18 protein-coding genes are annotated in these 17,678 nt (G+C 64.9%); 17 read left to right on the plus strand and 1 reads right to left on the minus strand.

Going from position 1 to position 17,678, the window contains the following annotated elements:
• Positions 1-93 precede the first annotated feature (93 nt).
• The 13 genes from pyrH (at position 94) to lpxB (ending at position 11,710) form a co-directional block, all read left to right on the plus strand.
• Positions 94-843, plus strand: a complete 750-nt coding sequence (gene pyrH / locus ACOXXX_RS01680) for a UMP kinase (RefSeq protein WP_422824798.1) — start codon at positions 94-96, stop codon at positions 841-843.
• A 43-nt stretch (positions 844-886) separates the two neighbouring features.
• Complete coding sequence (locus ACOXXX_RS01685; protein ID WP_422824799.1) at positions 887-1,303, plus strand: VOC family protein; 417 nt, start codon at positions 887-889, stop codon at positions 1,301-1,303.
• Positions 1,304-1,452: 149 nt separating this feature from the next.
• Positions 1,453-2,016, plus strand: coding sequence for a ribosome recycling factor (gene frr / locus ACOXXX_RS01690; RefSeq protein WP_422824800.1), 564 nt, complete (start codon positions 1,453-1,455; stop codon positions 2,014-2,016).
• A gap of 8 nt (positions 2,017-2,024) precedes the next feature.
• Entirely contained in the window at positions 2,025-2,771 is a 747-nt protein-coding gene (locus tag ACOXXX_RS01695; protein WP_422824801.1) for an isoprenyl transferase, read from the plus strand.
• Entirely contained in the window at positions 2,768-3,559 is a 792-nt protein-coding gene (locus ACOXXX_RS01700) for a phosphatidate cytidylyltransferase (protein ID WP_422824802.1), read from the plus strand. Before ACOXXX_RS01695 ends, ACOXXX_RS01700 begins: the two co-directional genes overlap by 4 nt.
• Positions 3,560-3,720: 161 nt before the next feature.
• Positions 3,721-5,064, plus strand: coding sequence for an RIP metalloprotease RseP (gene rseP, locus ACOXXX_RS01705; protein ID WP_422824803.1), 1,344 nt, complete (start codon positions 3,721-3,723; stop codon positions 5,062-5,064).
• Between the two features lie 107 nt (positions 5,065-5,171).
• A complete protein-coding gene (locus tag ACOXXX_RS01710) occupies positions 5,172-5,297 on the plus strand; it encodes a hypothetical protein (RefSeq protein ID WP_422824804.1) in 126 nt (41 codons plus the stop codon).
• Between the two features lie 115 nt (positions 5,298-5,412).
• A complete protein-coding gene (gene bamA / locus ACOXXX_RS01715) occupies positions 5,413-7,749 on the plus strand; it encodes an outer membrane protein assembly factor BamA (RefSeq protein WP_422824805.1) in 2,337 nt (778 codons plus the stop codon).
• Positions 7,749-8,339 carry an OmpH family outer membrane protein gene (locus ACOXXX_RS01720; RefSeq protein WP_422824806.1) on the plus strand — a complete coding sequence of 197 codons (591 nt, stop codon included), beginning with the start codon at positions 7,749-7,751 and terminating at the stop codon, positions 8,337-8,339. The genes bamA and ACOXXX_RS01720 overlap by 1 nt, the downstream gene beginning before the upstream one ends.
• A 63-nt stretch (positions 8,340-8,402) precedes the next feature.
• Positions 8,403-8,864, plus strand: a complete 462-nt coding sequence (gene fabZ / locus ACOXXX_RS01725) for a 3-hydroxyacyl-ACP dehydratase FabZ (RefSeq protein ID WP_422824807.1) — start codon at positions 8,403-8,405, stop codon at positions 8,862-8,864.
• Complete coding sequence (gene lpxA, locus ACOXXX_RS01730; protein ID WP_422824808.1) at positions 8,861-9,646, plus strand: acyl-ACP--UDP-N-acetylglucosamine O-acyltransferase; 786 nt, start codon at positions 8,861-8,863, stop codon at positions 9,644-9,646. The genes fabZ and lpxA overlap by 4 nt, the downstream gene beginning before the upstream one ends.
• A 7-nt stretch (positions 9,647-9,653) precedes the next feature.
• Complete coding sequence (locus tag ACOXXX_RS01735; protein ID WP_422824809.1) at positions 9,654-10,538, plus strand: LpxI family protein; 885 nt, start codon at positions 9,654-9,656, stop codon at positions 10,536-10,538.
• Positions 10,538-11,710, plus strand: a complete 1,173-nt coding sequence (gene lpxB / locus ACOXXX_RS01740; RefSeq protein WP_422824810.1) for a lipid-A-disaccharide synthase — start codon at positions 10,538-10,540, stop codon at positions 11,708-11,710. Before ACOXXX_RS01735 ends, lpxB begins: the two co-directional genes overlap by 1 nt.
• A 58-nt stretch (positions 11,711-11,768) precedes the next feature.
• Here lpxB and trhA read toward each other — a convergent pair whose 3' ends face one another.
• The gene (trhA, locus tag ACOXXX_RS01745) at positions 11,769-12,419 is read right to left on the minus strand and encodes a PAQR family membrane homeostasis protein TrhA (protein WP_422824811.1); all 651 of its coding nucleotides are present in this window, start codon (positions 12,417-12,419) and stop codon (positions 11,769-11,771) included.
• 425 nt (positions 12,420-12,844) lie between these two features.
• Between trhA and ACOXXX_RS01750 the strand changes: the two genes are divergently transcribed.
• From ACOXXX_RS01750 to pstB, 4 genes are all read left to right on the plus strand, one after another.
• The gene (locus ACOXXX_RS01750; protein ID WP_422824812.1) at positions 12,845-13,885 is read left to right on the plus strand and encodes a PstS family phosphate ABC transporter substrate-binding protein; all 1,041 of its coding nucleotides are present in this window, start codon (positions 12,845-12,847) and stop codon (positions 13,883-13,885) included.
• Between the two features lie 109 nt (positions 13,886-13,994).
• Entirely contained in the window at positions 13,995-15,476 is a 1,482-nt protein-coding gene (gene pstC / locus ACOXXX_RS01755) for a phosphate ABC transporter permease subunit PstC (protein WP_422824813.1), read from the plus strand.
• Positions 15,473-16,834, plus strand: coding sequence for a phosphate ABC transporter permease PstA (pstA, locus tag ACOXXX_RS01760; protein WP_422824814.1), 1,362 nt, complete (start codon positions 15,473-15,475; stop codon positions 16,832-16,834). The genes pstC and pstA overlap by 4 nt, the downstream gene beginning before the upstream one ends.
• Positions 16,835-16,879: 45 nt before the next feature.
• Entirely contained in the window at positions 16,880-17,677 is a 798-nt protein-coding gene (gene pstB, locus ACOXXX_RS01765) for a phosphate ABC transporter ATP-binding protein PstB (RefSeq protein WP_422824815.1), read from the plus strand.
• The last annotated feature ends 1 nt before the right edge of the window (position 17,678 follow it).

Consider the following 17,678-nt stretch of genomic DNA (forward strand, 5'->3'; position numbering starts at 1 on the left):
GCCGCCGATTCCGGCTCGCGCCGCATTGTATCTGCATCGATTTTCCGACATGGATACAGCCAATCCTAGACCCGAGCCGAGACGGAGCGCAATATGACTGTGAGCATCCCAGACGACGGGGCCGACAGCCCGGAGACCACGTTCAAGCGCGTGCTGCTGAAAATCTCGGGCGAGGCGCTGATGGGCGACCAAGGGTACGGCCTTCATCCGCCCACGGTCGAGCGCATCGCCCGCGAGGTGAAGACCGTGCACGACATGGGTGTCGAGATCTGCATGGTCATCGGCGGCGGCAATATCTTTCGCGGTCTGCAAGGATCGGCGCAAGGGATGGAGCGGACGACGGCGGATTACATGGGCATGCTCGCCACGGTGATGAACGCGCTGGCGATGCAGGCCGCTCTCGAGGGGCTGGGCATCCACACCCGCACCATCAGCGCCATCCCGATGGACCAGGTGTGCGAGCCCTACATCCGCCGCCGCGCCGTCCGCCACCTCGAGAAAAAGCGCGTGTGTATCTTCGCCGCGGGCACCGGCAACCCCTATTTCACCACCGATACAGCGGCGACCCTGCGCGCCAACGAAATGGCTTGCGAGGCGATCTTCAAGGGCACCAAGGTCGACGGTGTCTATGACAAGGACCCGATGCAGCACGACGACGCCAAGCGCTATGACAAGATCAGCTATGACGACGTTTTGCAAAAGAACCTCAAGGTGATGGACGCCAGCGCCATCGCGCTGGCGCGCGACAACAACCTGCCGATCATCGTGTTTTCGCTGGATGAGCCGGGTGGCTTCAAGGGCATTCTGGCGGGCCGGGGGACGTATACCCGGGTCGGCGGCTGATGCGGCGCGCCGGGCCGATGGCGGGGGGCAGGGGCCTGGGGCAGTGATTGCCTATGTCACCATCGGTGCCGACGACATCGCGCGGGCCAGGCGGTTCTATACCGCCTTCCTGCCCGCGCTGAACTATGGCCTGACCGAGGGGCCCGAGGGGCTGAGCTTTGCGCTGCCCGTCCCGCCGGGGCAGACACCGATCCTGCCGGATTTCTACGTCAAACCGCCGTTTGACGGCTGCCCGGCCAGCGCGGGCAACGGCGCCATGGTCGCCTTTGAAGTGCCCAGCCAGGAACAGGTGCGCGCCTTGCACGCCGCGGCGGTGGCTGCGGGCGGCACCGACGAAGGACAGCCCGGGTTTCGCGAGGCGTATGGTCCGCATTTCTACGTCGGCTATCTGCGCGACCCGCAGGGCAACAAGATCGCGCTTTTCTGTAGCGATCCCACCGCCCCGGGACGCGACGGATAGGCGGCAATCCGCACCGCTACGGCCTCGCGCCTGCATCGCACCCGGCCCGGGCGCCAACCTGCCGACGCTGAATTGCAGCCGCCCCTGTACTTGCGCTTTTGGGTGGACTAAACCCGTGCAAAACCGAAACTGCCGGAGTGACAGAGCAGATGGCCGATGATTTCGAACTGGATACCGACGACCTGACGCGGCGCATGGATGGTGCGATCGCCAACCTGCGCACCGAATTCGCGTCGCTGCGCACCGGGCGCGCCTCTGCGTCGATGCTGGAGCCCGTGATGGTCGATGCCTACGGGACGATGACGCCGATCAACCAGGTCGGCACCGTGAACGTGCCCGAGTCGCGCATGGTCACCATCAACGTCTGGGACAAGAGCCTGGTGGGCAAGGTCGAAAAGGCCATCCGAGAAAGCGGTCTGGGCATCAATCCGCAGCTCAACGGCACCATCATCATGCTGCCGATCCCCGAGCTGAACGAGGAACGCCGCCGCGAGCTGACCAAGGTGGCCGGGTCCTACGCCGAGAATGCCCGCGTCAGCATCCGCAACCTGCGCCGCGACGGCATGGACCAGATCAAGAAGGCCAAGGCCGACGGCCTGTCCGAGGACGACCAGAAGTTCTGGGAGGCCGAGGTGCAGGAGCTGACCAACACCTATATTGCAAAGGTCGATGCCCAGCTTGAGACCAAGCAAGAAGAAATCATGCAGGTCTGAACGGGATCGTGCCTAGCAACAGCGCCCATACGGCCAAGGTCAGCGGCGGCGGCACCGGGCCGCGCCACGTGGCCATCATCATGGATGGCAACGGCCGCTGGGCCACGCAGCGCGGTCGGCCGCGGCTGTTCGGTCACCACGCCGGCGCCCGCCGGGTGCGCGAGATCGTCGAGGCCTGTCCGAAGGTCGGCGTCGAATACCTGACGATCTTTGCCTTCTCGACCGAGAACTGGAAACGGACGCAGGTCGAGGTCGCGGGATTGATGAGCCTGTTCCGGCGCTACATCTTCAAGGAGATGCAGGCCTTCGTGAAGGAAAACGTCCGGGTCCGCTTCATCGGCGACCGGGTGCGGCTCGACGCCAAGCTGATCGGCCTGATGGACGAGGCCGAGGCGATGACCAGCCATTGCACCGGCACCAACCTGACCATCGCGCTGAACTACGGCGGCCGGGACGAGGTGGCGCGCGCCACGCGGCGGCTGGCCGAAGACGTGGCCGCAGGCAAGCTCAAGCCCGAAGACGTGGATGAAGAAACGCTGCCAAAGTACCTTGATACCTACGTTTTACCAGATCCAGACCTTGTGATCCGCACCAGCGGCGAGGCGCGGATTTCGAACTTCCTGCTTTGGCAGTCGGCCTATGCGGAATATGAATTCATCGACACGCTCTGGCCGGATTTCAAGGCCGAGGAATTTGCCCGCCTCACCAGTGCCTATGGCGCGCGGGACCGGCGCTATGGCGCGGTGCGGGCATGAGCCGCGCGCGCTTCGACGACCTTTTGCCGCGTCTCTTGTCGGCCATCGTGATGGTGGGCATCGGCCTGCTGACCGTCTGGCTGGGCGGGCTTTGGTTTCACGCGCTGGTGATCGCGGTCAGCGCCGTCATGGTCTGGGAACTGGTCTGCATGCTCGACGACCAGCGCAACAAGGCGCCGCTGGTGCTGGCGGTCGTCGCGGCCGCGGCGCTGACGCTGGCCAGCGAGGTGCCGATTTCCTTTGGCCTGCCGCTCTTGCTTTTGCCGTCGATGGTTGGCCTGGGCCGGATGCAGAAGGGCGGCGTGTCCTACGCGGTCTTCACCGCCGCGATCCTGATCGCGGGCTACGGGATGATGGCGCTGCGCGACGATTTCGGCCTGACCTGGATGTCCTGGCTGATCCTTGTGGTGGTGGTGACGGACATCGCGGGCTATTTCGCCGGGCGGATTATCGGCGGGCCGAAATTCTGGCCGCGCGTCAGCCCGAAAAAAACCTGGGCAGGCACGATTGCGGGCTGGATCGGCGCCGCCGGCGTGGGGCTGGCCTTTGCCGCCACGACCACGGCGGGCGCCGGGCTCATGGGGATCAGCATCGCCGTGGCGATGGCCAGCCAGATCGGCGACATCGCCGAAAGCGCCATCAAGCGGCGCACCGGGGTCAAGGACAGCTCTTCGCTCATTCCCGGCCACGGCGGGCTGCTCGACCGCTTTGACGGCATGCTGGGCGCGTCGCTTTTCATCGTGATCGTCGGTCAGCTGGTCGGCCTGCCGACAGGGGCCATCCCCTGACGGGCAGGCGCGCACGACGGGGTGCTCTGGCCCCGGAAGTCCGCGTTTCGGCGCGTCAGGGTCATATTGATGACGAAGTTCTTCTTGATAACCGCTTGGCCGCAGACCAATTCGGAACTAGACGGCTGTGGTGACGATCTAACGCTTAGAGGGGCAGAGATTTGGACATTGTAACGCTGATTCCGCAATTTGGCGGGCTTCTCTGGACGCTTCTGGCCTTTGTCGTGGCCCTGTCGGTGATCGTCGCGGTGCATGAATACGGCCACTATATCGTGGGGCGCTGGTCCGGGATCGACGCCGATGTCTTTTCCCTAGGCTTTGGCCCGGTGCTTTTTTCACGCTTCGACAAGCGCGGCACCAAATGGCAGTTCGCGCTTCTGCCGTTTGGCGGCTACGTCAAGTTCAAGGGCGACGACAACGCGTCCGGCGGCAAGGACGAGGCCGCGATGTCTGCGCTGAGCGAGGCAGAACGCCGCCGCACCATGAACGGTGCGCCGCTTTGGGCGCGGACCGCCACCGTGGCGGCCGGGCCGGTCTTCAATTTCATCATGTCGATCCTGATTTTCGCGGGCATCTTCATGTTCCGCGGCGAGGTGTCGGAGCCGCTGACCGTCGGCGAACTGCGCCCGCTGCCCGCGGTGCAGGAACTTGCCCCGGGGGACGTCTTGCTGCAGATCGAAGGCGCGGCACCGCCCGCATTCGACGACGGCGTGGCCTTTGACAGCTACCTGCGCAACCTGCCGGTGCAGGCGCAGTTGGACTACACCGTGCTGCGCGACGGGCAGGAACGGGTGGTCGAGGGCCCGTATGTCTTTCCGCCGATCGCGACGCAGATCGTGCCACGCTCGGCCGCCGACGACGCAGGAATGCGCGGCGGCGACGTGATCCAGAGCATCAATGGAGAGCCGATTTTCGCCTTCGACCAGCTCAAGGAAAAGGTCGAAGAATCCGAAGGCGCGCCGCTGGCGCTGTCGGTCTGGCGCGACGGAGAGACCGTCGATCTGACGCTGGAGCCGCGCCGCACCGACGAGCCGCAGGCCGACAATTCCTTCAGGACCGTCTACCGCATCGGCATCGCAGGGGGGCTTTTCTTCGAACCCGCGACCACGACGACCGGGCTTTGGGATGCCACCACAGGAGCCTTTGCCCAGACCGGGCGCATCATCGAAGGGTCGTTGTCGGGGCTCTGGCACATGGTGACCGGCGCGATCAGCACCTGCAACATGTCCGGGCCCATCGGCATTGCTGAAACCTCGGGCTCGATGGCAAGCCAGGGGGCGAGCAACTTCATCTGGTTCATCGCGGTGCTCAGCACGGCGGTGGGTCTTCTGAACCTTTTCCCCGTGCCGGTTCTGGATGGCGGGCATCTGTGCTTTTTCGCCTACGAGGCGGTGTCGGGCCGCCCGCCCAGCGACCGCGCGCTCAAGGTGCTGATGTCGATCGGGCTGACGCTGGTTCTGGGGCTGATGGTGTTCGCGCTGTCGAACGACATTTTCTGCCCCTGAGCCAGGGCGCAGGGGCAATGGCCACGAATTTGCCACAATTCGCCCTATTCCTGCCCGAATGGCCACGTAGGAATAAAGGCCAATCCACCTGACCCAAGAGCAGTCCAATGCAGACGATTCACAGCGGATACCGTAGCCTCAGCCTTCTGGTGAACCTGAACTGGGACCGGCTTCTTTATATCTGCACGATCATCTTTGCGCTCTTTTTCGGGGCCTTTCTCGGTACGCTCTGAGGACGCATCGACACGCCCGCCAAAAGCCTGTCCCGCAAGGGCCAGAGGCTTTTGACATCATCCTGTATCCCGGGTACTGACATGGCACGAGGGGTTGCAGGAATGGGTGGGCGGCATGACCGACAAGACAGGCAAGCGTAACGGCGGATCGAACCGCCGCGCAAAACTTCTGGCCACGGCGATTTCGGTCGCGTTTACAATGGGCTTCACGTCGCTGCCGTACATCGCAGCGGCGCAGTCCTACCAGTTTTCCAACGTGTCCATCGAAGGCAACCAGCGGATCGAGCCGGGGGCCATTCTGACCTTTGCCGGAATCGGGCGCGGTCAGACCGTGTCGGCCGCGGAACTCAACGACGCCTACCAGCGCATCCTGGCCTCGGGCCTGTTCGAATCCGTTGAAATCGTGCCACAGGGCAGCACCCTGGTGATCCGCGTCGTGGAATACCCGACGATCAACGCCATCAGCTTTGAAGGCAACCGCCGGATCAAGGACGAAGACCTGCAGACGGTCGTGCAGATCCAGCCGCGCCGGGTCTTCAATCCCAGCCAGGCCGAAGCCGACGCCGCCGCCATTGCCGATGCCTATCTGCAATCGGGCCGTCTGGCCGCGCGGGTCGAGCCCAAGATCATCCGCCGGTCCGACAACCGCGTCGATGTCGTTTACGAGATTTTCGAAGGCGCCGTGACCGAGGTCGAGCGCATCGGCTTTGTCGGTAACCAGAACTATTCGGACCGTCGCCTGCGCCGGGTGCTTCAGACCAAGCAGGCCGGCATCTTCCGCGCCATCATCAGCAGCGACACCTTCATCGAGGACCGCATCCAGTTCGACCGCCAGGTCCTTCAGGATTTCTATGCCTCGCGCGGTTATGTCGATTTCCGCATCACCGGCGTGAACGCCGAACTCGCCGAAGAGCGGGACGGCTATTTCATCACCTTCAACGTTGAGGAAGGCCAGCAATTCCGCGTCGGCAACGTTCAGGTGTCGACCGACCTTGCGGATGTCGACAGCGCGCTTTTCCAGGACGCGCTGAAACTGCGCGAAGGCGTGGTCTATTCCCCGGCACTGGTGGAGAACGAGATCGCCCGTCTGGAACGGCTGGCGATCCGCGAAGGCCTCAGCTTTGTGCGCGTCGAACCGCGGATCGACCGCAACGACCGCGATCTGACGCTCAATGTGGAGTTCCTGCTCACCCGGGGTCCGCGCATCTTTGTCGAGCGGATCGATATCGAGGGCAACACCACGACGCTTGACCGGGTTGTGCGCCGACAGTTCCGCGTGGTCGAGGGCGACCCCTTCAACCCGCGCGAAATCCGCGAAAGCGCCGAGCGCATCCGCGCGCTGGGGTTCTTTGCCAATGCCGAGGTCGAGGCGCGCGAAGGGTCGACGCCGCAGCAGGTCATCGTCGACGTGAACGTCGAGGAACAGCCAACCGGCTCGCTCAGCTTCGGCGGCTCGTACTCGACCACCGACGGCTTTGGTCTGGCCATCGAATTCCGCGAAAACAACTTCCTTGGCCGCGGACAGCAGCTGACATTGGGCTTCAACACCGGTGTCGACAATTCGCGCTACACCTTCGCCTTCACCGAACCGGCGCTTCTGGGCCGCGACCTGGCGCTTGGTTTCAACCTGTCCTACTTCGAAAGCGCCCGCGACGATTCCCAATTCGATCAGGTCACCGGCACGTTCAGCCCGTCGCTGACCTTCCCGGTGTCGGAAAACGGTCGGTTGTCGCTGCGCTATACCGCCAACTATACCGACATTACCGATGTCGGCAGCACGGTTGGGCCGATCATCGCCGCAGAGGCCGCGCAGGGCGCGCTGTGGGACAGCTCCATCGGCTACACCTACAGCTATGACACCCGCCGCAGCGGGCTGGATCCCAATGCCGGGGTGTTGCTTGAATTCGGGCAGGATTTCGCCGGTCTGGGGGGCGACACTTCCTATATCAAGACACGGGTCAAGGCGATCGCGCAGCGGCTTGTCCTGAACGAAGAGGTGACGTTGCGCGCCACGTTCGAAGGCGGTGCGCTCAACTATACCAACGGCGGCAGCCGCGTCACCGACCGGTTCTTCATGGGGCCGGCGATCATGCGCGGGTTCGAATTCGGCGGCATCGGGCCGCGGGAGGTCGATCAGGTCAACAACGTCAACGACGCGCTTGGCGGCAATTTCTTCGCCGTCGCGCGGTTCGAGGCGGAATTCCCGCTGGGCCTGCCGGATGAATACGGGATTTCCGGCGGTCTCTTCTACGATGTCGGCACGCTTTGGGGGCTCGACACCACCAATGCCAACGTCCTTTACGAAGATCCCAGCCTGCGGCACGTCGTCGGTGTGTCGCTGTTCTGGGATACTGCCATCGGCCCGCTGCGTTTCAACTTCAGCGAAGCGCTGGTGAAAGAGAAGTTCGACAAGACGCAGTCCTTCGAACTGACTGTTTCCACACAGTTCTGATGCCGGGGGCCGGGCGTCTGGCCGCGGCCCTTGCGGCGGCGCTGATCCTTGCGGTGCCCGCGGGACCCCTGCGGGCACAGGAAGGGCAGATGCCGCGCGTGCCGGAGTTTTCCACCGGCCGCGTGCAAAGCCCGATCCTGACCATCGAATCCGAACGGCTTTTCGCGGACAGCGCCTTTGGCCGCCGCGTCGCACGCGAAATCGAGGCGGAGCGTGAAGCGATCACCGCCGAAAACGACCGCATCGCCGAGGAGCTGACCGCCGAAGAGCAATCGCTGACCGACCGGCGCGCCAGCCTGCCCGCGGACGATTTTCAGGACCTCGCCAACGCCTTCGACGAAAAGGTCCAGCGGCTGCGGCGCGAACAGGATGAAAAAGCCCGCGCCATCAGTACCCGCACGGACGAGGCACGGCGCAGCTTTCTGGCCAATGCCCAGCCGGTGATCGAGGCGATCATGCGCGAAACCGGCGCGGCGCTGATCATCGAACGGCGCGCGGTCTTCATCAGCGCCGATGTCATCGACATCACCGATGCCGCCATCGCCCGCATCGACGCGGCCATCGGCGCGGGCACCACCGGCGAGCCCTGACGCGCTTGCCCCGCGCGGCGTGGGTTGCTAGGCACGTCAGCAAGCACTGCAAAAGGATACGTCATGGCCGAACCCCTTCAAAGCGCGGATATCCAGCTGATCCAGCGTATCCTGCCGCACCGCTATCCCTTCCTGCTGGTTGACCGGGTGGTCGATATCGACGGCACGTCCTCGGCCCTGGGCCTCAAGAACGTGACGATGAACGAGCCGCATTTCCAGGGCCATTTCCCCGGCACCCCGATCATGCCTGGCGTCACCATCGTGGAGGCGATGGCCCAGACCGCCGCGGTGATGGTGGGCGTGGCGCTAGACCTCGCGGACAAAGAGATGCTGATCTATTTCATGTCCATCGACGGCTGCAAGTTCCGCCGCAAGGTCATTCCCGGCGATCAGCTCAGGATGCAGCTGACGACCCTGCGCGGCAAGGCCGGGGCCAAGGTCTGGAAATTCAAGGGCGTGGCCACGGTCGAGGGCGACATGGCGGCAGAGGCGGAATTCACCGCCATGATGGACCTGCCGAAGTGAGCGCGCAGATCCATCCCAGCGCGGTCGTCGAAGACGGCGCGCAGATCGGCGAGGAGTGCGTGATAGGCCCGTTCTGCCACATCGGCCCCAAGGTGGTGCTGGGCCGCGGCGTCACGCTCAGATCCCACGTGGTGATCACCGGTCAGACCACGGTGGGTGACGACACCACGATCTTCTCCTTCGCGGTGATCGGCGAGGTGCCGCAGGACCTCAAGTTCAAGGGCGAAGAGACCCGGCTCGAGATCGGCAAGCGCAACCGGATCCGCGAACATGTGACGATGAACGCCGGCACCGACGGCGGCGGCGGCGTCACCCGCGTCGGCGACGACGGGCTGTTCATGGCGGGCTGCCATGTCGCGCATGATGCGCAGGTGGGCGACCGGGTGATCCTCGTGAACAATTCCGCCCTGGCCGGGCATTGCATCATCGAGGATGACGTGATCGTCGGCGGCCTCTCGGGGGTGCACCAGTTTGTCCGTATCGGTCGCGGGGCGATCATCGGGGCCGTGACCATGGTGACCAACGACGTGATCCCCTACGGCCTGGTGCAGGCGCCGCGCGGTGTGCTCGACGGGTTGAACCTCGTGGGGCTCAAGCGCAAGGGCGTCAGCCGCGCCGACATCACCGCGCTGCGCGCCGCGTTCCAGATGCTGGCGCAGGGCGAAGGGGCGTTCGCCGAACGAGCCAAGCGGCTGGGCGAGGAAACCCAAAGCGACTACGTGCGCGAAATCGTCGAGTTCATTCTGGGGGACTCCGACCGCCATTTCCTGACACCGGGATGATCCTGCGATGCTGGCGCTGATCGTCGGGCAGGGGGCCTTGCCCCGCGCCGTCGCGGAGGCCCAGCCGACAGCGCCGCTGGTCTGCGCGCTGCAGGGGTATCTGCCCGACGGGCTGACCCCCGACATCACCTTCCGTATCGAGACGCTGGGCAGCCTGATCGCGGACCTTCGGGCCCGGGGTGTCACGCGCATCTGCCTTTGCGGCAGGATTCGCAGGCCCCGGATCGACGTTGCGGCGCTTGATGATCTGACCCTGCCGCTGGTCCCGCGCCTGCGCGACGCGCTGCAGGCAGGCGACGACGGCGCGCTGCGCGTGGTCATCGCGCTGTTTCAGGAATCCGGATTCGAGGTCGTCGCCGCGCAAGAAGCCGCACCGTCGCTTCTGCCGCCTGCGGGCGTGCCGACGGCGGCGGAACCTGCCGAGGAAACGGCTGCCGACGTCGTGGCGGGGGATGCGATGCTCGCACAGATGGGCCGGGCGGACCTGGGCCAGGCCTGCGTGATCCTGGGCGGCAAGGTCATCGCGCAAGAGGATGACAGCGGCACCGACGCGATGGTGGCGGGGTTGCGCACGCGGCCGCAAAGCAGCGCGAGCGATCCCTTCAACTGGGTGATGGACCAGGCCGGGGACCTGCTGGGCGACGCCGCCGACTGGCTGTCGGGAACGGACGGTCGGCGGCGCGGCGTGCTGTTCAAGGCGCCGAAACCCGGGCAGGACCGCCGCGCCGACCTGCCGACCATCGGCCCCGGCACCGTGGCGGCGGTGGCGCGGTCGCAGCTGGCCGGCATCGTGATCGAGGCGGGCGGCGTCATCGTGCTGGACCAATCGCAGGTGCTGGCCGCGATGGACCGCGCGGGGCTTTTCCTCTGGGTACGAGAGGCGCGGGCCTGATGCGGATTTTCGTGATCGCGGGCGAGGCATCGGGCGACAAGCTGGGCGCGGCGCTGATGCAGGGGCTGCAAGAACTGGTGCCAGAGGTCACGTTCAACGGCATCGGCGGGCCGCGGATGATCGACGAAGGGCTGCACAGTCTCTTTCCCATGGACGAAATCTCGCTCATGGGGATTTCGGAAATCCTGTCGCAGTACTTTTCGCTCAAGGCGCGGATCCGCGAAACCGCCGAGGCTGTGATCGCGGCGCAACCGGACGTGCTGGTGACAATCGACCTGCCGGAATTTTCCCTGCGCGTGGCCAAGCTGGTCAAGGACCGCAGCGATATCCGCATCGTTCACTATGTCGCCCCGACGGTCTGGGCCTGGCGGCCGGGGCGCGCCGCCAAGATGGCCCGGCATGTGGACCAGGTGCTTGCGCTTTTCCCGTTCGAGCCGCCGTATATGGAGGCTGCGGGCATGCGCTGCGATTTCGTCGGCCACCCGGTGGTGACCGACCCGCAGGCCAGCGCCGCCGATGTGGCGCGGTTCCGGCTGACCTATGGGCTGGGAGAAGCGCCGATGCTGCTGATCCTGCCCGGGTCGCGCCGGTCCGAAGTGTCGCGACTGGCCCCGGTCTTTGGCGAGGTGATCGGGCGGCTGCACAAGGCCCGGCCCGACCTGCGCTTTGTCCTGCCCGCCGCGGCCCCGGTCGCGGGGCTGGTGCAAGAGCTGGTCTCCGACTGGCCGGGCCGGCCGACCGTGCTCGATCCGCGCGATCTGGGGGCGGAGGCCGCAGTGACCAAGCGCAGCGCTTTTGCAGCGGCCGACGTGGCGCTGGCGGCATCCGGCACCGTGTCGCTGGAACTGGCGGCGGCGGGCACGCCGATGGTGGTGGCCTATGACATGAACTGGCTCAGCCGCCAGATCATCGGGCGCATGTTGCGGGTCGACACCGTGACGCTGGTGAACCTGGTGTCGGAAAGCCGCGTGGTGCCGGAATTCATCGGCAAGAACTGTCGGCCCGCCCCCATCGCGCAGTCCGTTCAGCAGGTGCTCGAATCGCCGCAGGGCCAGGCCCGGGCCATGGCCCTGACGATGGACAAGCTGGGCCTTGGCGGCCCTCCGCCCGGGTTGCGCGCGGCGCAGGCGGTGCTGGACGGGATCGCGGCGGGGCAGGGCAGGCGGCTCTGATCGGGCCGCTGACGCCGTCACGTCGCACCGCAGCCCGTTGTATACGTCGATGACCTTCTCAGACGCCGGGCGCCCCGCTTTGAAGCCCCACGGCGATGGCCAGGAAATAGCAGGCCGATGCGACCAGCACGAAGCCGTGCCAGATGGCATTGGCGTATTTCAGGCTTTCCCACTGATAGAACAGCACCCCGGCGGTATATAGCAGCCCGCCTGCCACGATCAGCGCGGTCGTGGCCCAGGGCACCAGCGGCACCAGCGACCACAGCAGCAGCACGCTCAGCCAGCCCATCCCGAGGTACAAGAGCGGGTCGAATCGGCCCGGAAGCCGCCAGAAGAAAAGCTTGCGCACGACGCCGAACGCGGCGAGCGCCCAGACTACCCCCAGCACCGCATAGGCCAGCCCGCTGCCGATCAGCACCACCAGTGGCGTGTAGGTGCCCGCGATCTTGACGTAGATGGCGGCGTGGTCGATGCGGCGCAGGATCGGGCGCAGCGCATCCGAGGGGATCATGTGATAGCAGGCCGAGGCGACGAAGGTCAGCACCAGCGCGGCACCGTAGACCGACAGCGCCAGCCTTTGGCCCGGGCCGTCGCTGACGTCTGCGGCGATCATCAGAAACGCCGCCCCGACAAGCGCGCCAGACACCCCCAGCACGTGCATCGTGCCATCGGCGATCCGTTCTGAGCGGGCGTAGTCGGGGTAGGGCATGCCGCGTCTTGGCCTTTCGGTAGGGTGAACTGGTCTTACCATCACTTAGTGTGGAAATTATGGCAGACACCGTCTGACGCGGCGGCAGACCGCGGCGCAGGCCGGCGACTCGGCCCCGCTTGGCACAGCCCTTGGGGGCATTTCAGGCCCGCTGGTCGCGCTCTAAGGGCAAGCACGGCGAACGAAGATGGCGAGAATGACCCATGTCGCGGACAGAGGCGGGTATCGAATAAGAGGCCGTAAAACCCTTTAATAGCGTGCTTCCCCGTGACGGCGTATATCGCCTTCCGCAGCGGCACCCGCCAAAAGCCGCGAACGTCATAAAACTGTTACACTAGTGTCACAAAAGCGTAGTCGCGCGCGCCTAGGTGCCCAGCAAGGTCATCGTGGGGATGACCGTCGAACATGTCTGACAGGAGCTATCCATGACATCTGTGAAACTGACCGCCTCTGCTCTGGCGATCGCTGCCGTTTCCGCCACTTCCGCCGCTGCACGTGACAACGTGCAGGTTGCCGGGTCGTCGACCGTGCTGCCCTATGCCTCGATCGTCGCCGAAGCCTTTGGCGAGAACTTCGACTTCCCGACACCGGTCGTGGAATCGGGCGGATCCTCTGCCGGTCTCAAGCGGTTCTGCGAAGGCGTGGGCGAAAACACCATCGATATCGCCAACTCCTCGCGTCCGATTCGTGAAAGCGACATCGCGCTTTGCACCGAAAACGGTGTGAACGACATCATCGAAGTGCGCATCGGCTATGACGGCATCGTCTTTGCCAGCCAGCTGAACGGCCCGGAATTCACCGCGTTCGAAGCCTCCGACATCTTCAACGCCCTGGGCGCCAAGGTGCTGGTCGATGGCGAGATCGTCGACAACCCGCACACCCAGTGGGCGGACTTCAATGGCGACCTGCCGGCAGCCGACATCCTGGCCTTCATCCCGGGCACCAAGCACGGCACCCGTGAAGTGTTCGAGGAAAAGGTTCTGCTGCAGGGCTGTGAAGACACCGGCGCGATGCAGGCGATGATCGACGGCGGCATGTCCGAGGACGACGCCGAGGATGCCTGCCTCGACGTGCGCGGCAACGGCGTGACCGTCGACATCGACGGCGACTACACCGAGACGCTGGCACGCGTCGACGCGAACCCGAACGGCATCGGCGTCTTCGGCCTGGCGTTCTACGAGAACAACACCGACTCGCTCAAAGTGGCGACCATCGGCGGTGTCGAGCCCAAGACCGAAACCATCGCGTCGGGTGAATACCCGGTGTCGCGCCCGCTGTTCTTCTTCATCAAGAAGGCCCACATCGGCGTGATCCCCGGCCTGAAGGAATATGCCGAGTTCTTCGTCTCTGACGAGATCGCAGGTCCGAACGGCCCGCTGTCGAACTACGGCCTCGTGTCCGACCCCGAACTGGCGAAGACCCAGGAAGCGGTTGCGAACGAGGAAACCCTCGGCGAGGGCATGTAAGCCCCGGTGCGGCGGCCCCTGCGGCTGCCGCCTGACAAGATCTTCTGCACCAGGGGCGTCTGTTTCCCTGGTGCAGAGCCCTTCACAGCATTTTCAGAGGCCCGTTCAGATGCCCGCCAGCTGGATTCTCATGATCGTCCTCGCTCTTGCGGCGGTTGGCTACGTGCTGGCCCGCAACCGGGCGATGGCATCGGCAGGAGGGGATCAGCGCAAGCTGCATTCGCTGCCGAGTTATTATGGTACCAACGCCGCCATGGCCGCAGCCGTCCCGGCGCTGGGGCTGCTTGCGATCTGGCTGATCGCGCAGCCGCTGATCACCGACATGTACGTCTCCTCCGGTCTTCCCGAGGCGGTCCAGTCTGACGCCGGTGAACGGTCGCTGGCCATGGCCGACGTGCGCCGCGTGGCGGACGGGCTGGACGCCGCGGTCGCCCAAGGTGCTATGACGGCAGAAGAAGCGGCCAATCTCACCACCTCCGGTTCCGACATCCGCGAATGGCTGGGCGAGGTGGGCATTGCGCTCGGGTCCGACGTGGATCCGACGACGCTGGAGCTGGCGCAGCAGTATCGCGACCTGACCAGTACCGGCGACATCATACGGTCGGTCCTCGTCGTCCTGATCGCTCTGGCCGGTTTCGCGGCCGCCTACATGATGACCGCAAAGGATTTTCGCGCCCGCAACACGGTGGAACGCGCGATCCTGATCCTGCTGATCGCGGCGGCCTGCGTGGCCATTCTGACCACGGTCGGCATCGTCTTTTCGTTGATCTTCAACACGCTCGATTTCTTCTCGCGCTACCCGGCCGCGGAGTTCTTCCTGGGCACGACCTGGCAGCCAAGCTTTTCCGGCCGCGGTGGCGGGTCCGAACTGGGCTTCCTGCCGCTGATCTGGGGCACGCTCTATATCTCGCTCATCGCACTGGCCGTGGCGGTGCCGCTGGGGCTCTTCTCCGCGATCTACCTGTCGGAATATGCGTCCAAGCCGGTCCGCTCGGTGGTCAAGCCGCTGCTCGAGGTGCTGGCGGGCATTCCAACCATCGTCTACGGCCTCTTTGCGCTGCTGACGGTCGGCCCGCTGCTGCTGAGCGCCTTCGGCAACAACGGCGTGCTGCAACTGGGCTGGATGTCCGGCGGCACCGCAGCGATGACCGCGGGGCTGGTCATGGGCATCATGCTCATTCCCTTTGTCAGCTCGCTGTCCGATGACATCATCAACTCGGTGCCGCAGGCGATGCGCGACGGGTCGTACGGACTGGGGGCCACCCAGTCCGAAACGATCCGCCAGGTGATCCTGCCCGCCGCGCTGCCGGGCATCGTCGGCGCCATCCTGCTGGCCGCCAGCCGCGCCATCGGCGAAACGATGATCGTCGTGCTGGGGGCCGGCGCTGCCGCGACCCTGTCGCTGAACCCCTTCGAAGCCATGACCACCGTTACCGCCAAGATCGTCAGCCAGCTGACCGGCGACGGTGAATTCAACAGTCCCGAGACGCTCGTCGCCTTCGCGCTGGGGATGACGCTTTTCGTCATCACCCTCGCGTTGAACATCGTCGCCCTCTGGATCGTCCGCCGCTACCGGGAGCAATACGAATGACCGACGCAACCTCAGCCTCTACCCCGGCGGCACAGCCGCCGCGCATCGGGTCGATCCTCGAGGAAACCGACCGGACCAAGCGCCGCAACGCCGCCGAACGACGCTTTCGCTACTATGGCGTGATCGCGATCAGCATCGGCATGATGTTCCTGGCGGCGCTGCTGTTCGCCATCGTGCGCAACGGCATCCCGGCCTTCACGCAGACCTACATCACGCTGCAGATCGAGCTGCCTGCGGATGTGCTCGACAAGAACGGCAACCGCGATCCCGAGGATCTCAAGAAGGTGTCGACCTTCGGTTACAACCCGCTGATTGCCGCCGCGCTGGAGCGCACGGTGTCCGAGGTCGGCATCGAGACCGAGATCACCGACGGCAGCGACCTGCGCGACATGCTGTCGAGTGCGGCGGGCGCGCAACTGCGCGACACGGTTCTGGCGAACCCGGATGTGATCGGCACCACACAGGAGTTCCGTCTGCTCGCGTCAAGCCGCGTCGATGGCTACATGAAAGGCCGTGTGGACCGCGAAAGCCTGGCGCGCGACCCGAACCTCAGCCCCGAACATCTGGACGTGGTCGACGGTCTTGTCGAAGTCGGCGCCATCAAGCGGAGCTTCAACTGGCCGTTCATCACCGGCTCGGACGCCTCTGAAAGCCGGCCCGAACAGGCGGGCATGGGGGTGGCGATCCTGGGGTCGTTCTTCATGATGCTGGTGGTGCTGTTCCTGTCGCTGCCCATCGGTGTGGCGGCGTCGATCTATCTTGAGGAATTCGCGCCGCAGAACAAGTTCACCGATTTCATCGAGGTGAACATCTCGAACCTCGCGGCGGTGCCGTCGATCGTCTTCGGTATCCTGGGCCTGGCGGTTTTCATACAGTTCGCGCACCTGCCGCAGTCGGCGCCGCTGGTGGGGGGCCTGACGCTGACGCTGATGACCCTGCCGACCATCGTGATCTCGACGCGCGCATCGCTCAAGGCGGTGCCGCCCAGCATCCGCGACGCGGCACTGGGGGTAGGGGCCTCGAAGATGCAGTCGGTGTTCCACCACGTGCTGCCGCTGGCGATGCCCGGAATCCTGACTGGCACGATCATCGGCTTGGCCCAAGCCCTGGGCGAAACCGCGCCCCTGCTGCTCATCGGCATGGTGGGGTACATCGCCACCAACTATCCCGACGGGATTGCCAGCGGCTTTCTCGATCCCAACTCGGCCATGCCCGCGCAGATCTTCGAATGGGCCAAGCGCGCCGACCCGGCCTATTACGAACGCGCCTGGGGCGGGATCATCATCCTGCTGCTGTTCCTGCTGACCATGAACCTGATCGCCATCCTGCTGCGCCGCCGGTTCGAACGGCGCTGGTAATCCGCGGGGCCCGGTTTGAGCGTCCCTGGCAAGAGAGATATAGATATGTATGACGACCAACATTCGGAGAGAGCCGTGACCGCCACCGACATCAAGATCGCCGCGAAAGGCGTACAGGTCTATTACGGCGATACCCATGCCATCAAGGATGTGGACGTGGAAATCGAGGACAAGACCGTGACCGCCTTCATCGGCCCCTCGGGCTGCGGCAAGTCGACCTTTCTGCGTTGCCTCAACCGGATGAACGACACCATCGACATCTGCCGGGTCGAAGGCGACATTCACATCGACGGCGAGGATATCTATGACAAGCGCGTCGATCCGGTGCAGCTGCGCGCCAAGGTCGGCATGGTGTTCCAGAAACCCAACCCGTTCCCCAAGTCGATCTACGACAACGTCGCCTACGGCCCCAAGATTCACGGCATGGCCCGCAACAAGGGCGAGCTGGACGAGATCGTCGAACGCGCCCTGCGCCGCGGCGCCATCTGGGACGAGGTCAAGGACAGGCTGAATGCGCCCGGCACGGGCCTTTCCGGCGGCCAGCAGCAGCGTCTGTGCATCGCGCGCGCCGTGGCCACCGAACCCGAGGTGTTGCTGATGGACGAACCCTGTTCGGCGCTCGACCCCATCGCCACTGCCCAGGTCGAGGAACTGATCGACGAGCTGCGTCGGGACTATTCGGTGGTGATCGTGACCCATTCGATGCAGCAGGCGGCGCGGGTCAGCCAGAAGACCGCCTTCTTCCACCTTGGCAATCTCGTGGAATACGGCGAGACCAACAAGATCTTCACCAACCCCACCGACAAGCGCACTGAATCCTACATTACCGGACGGATCGGATAAG

Source organism: Thalassococcus sp. BH17M4-6 (assembly GCF_049323015.1).
Lineage (GTDB): Bacteria > Pseudomonadota > Alphaproteobacteria > Rhodobacterales > Rhodobacteraceae > Puniceibacterium.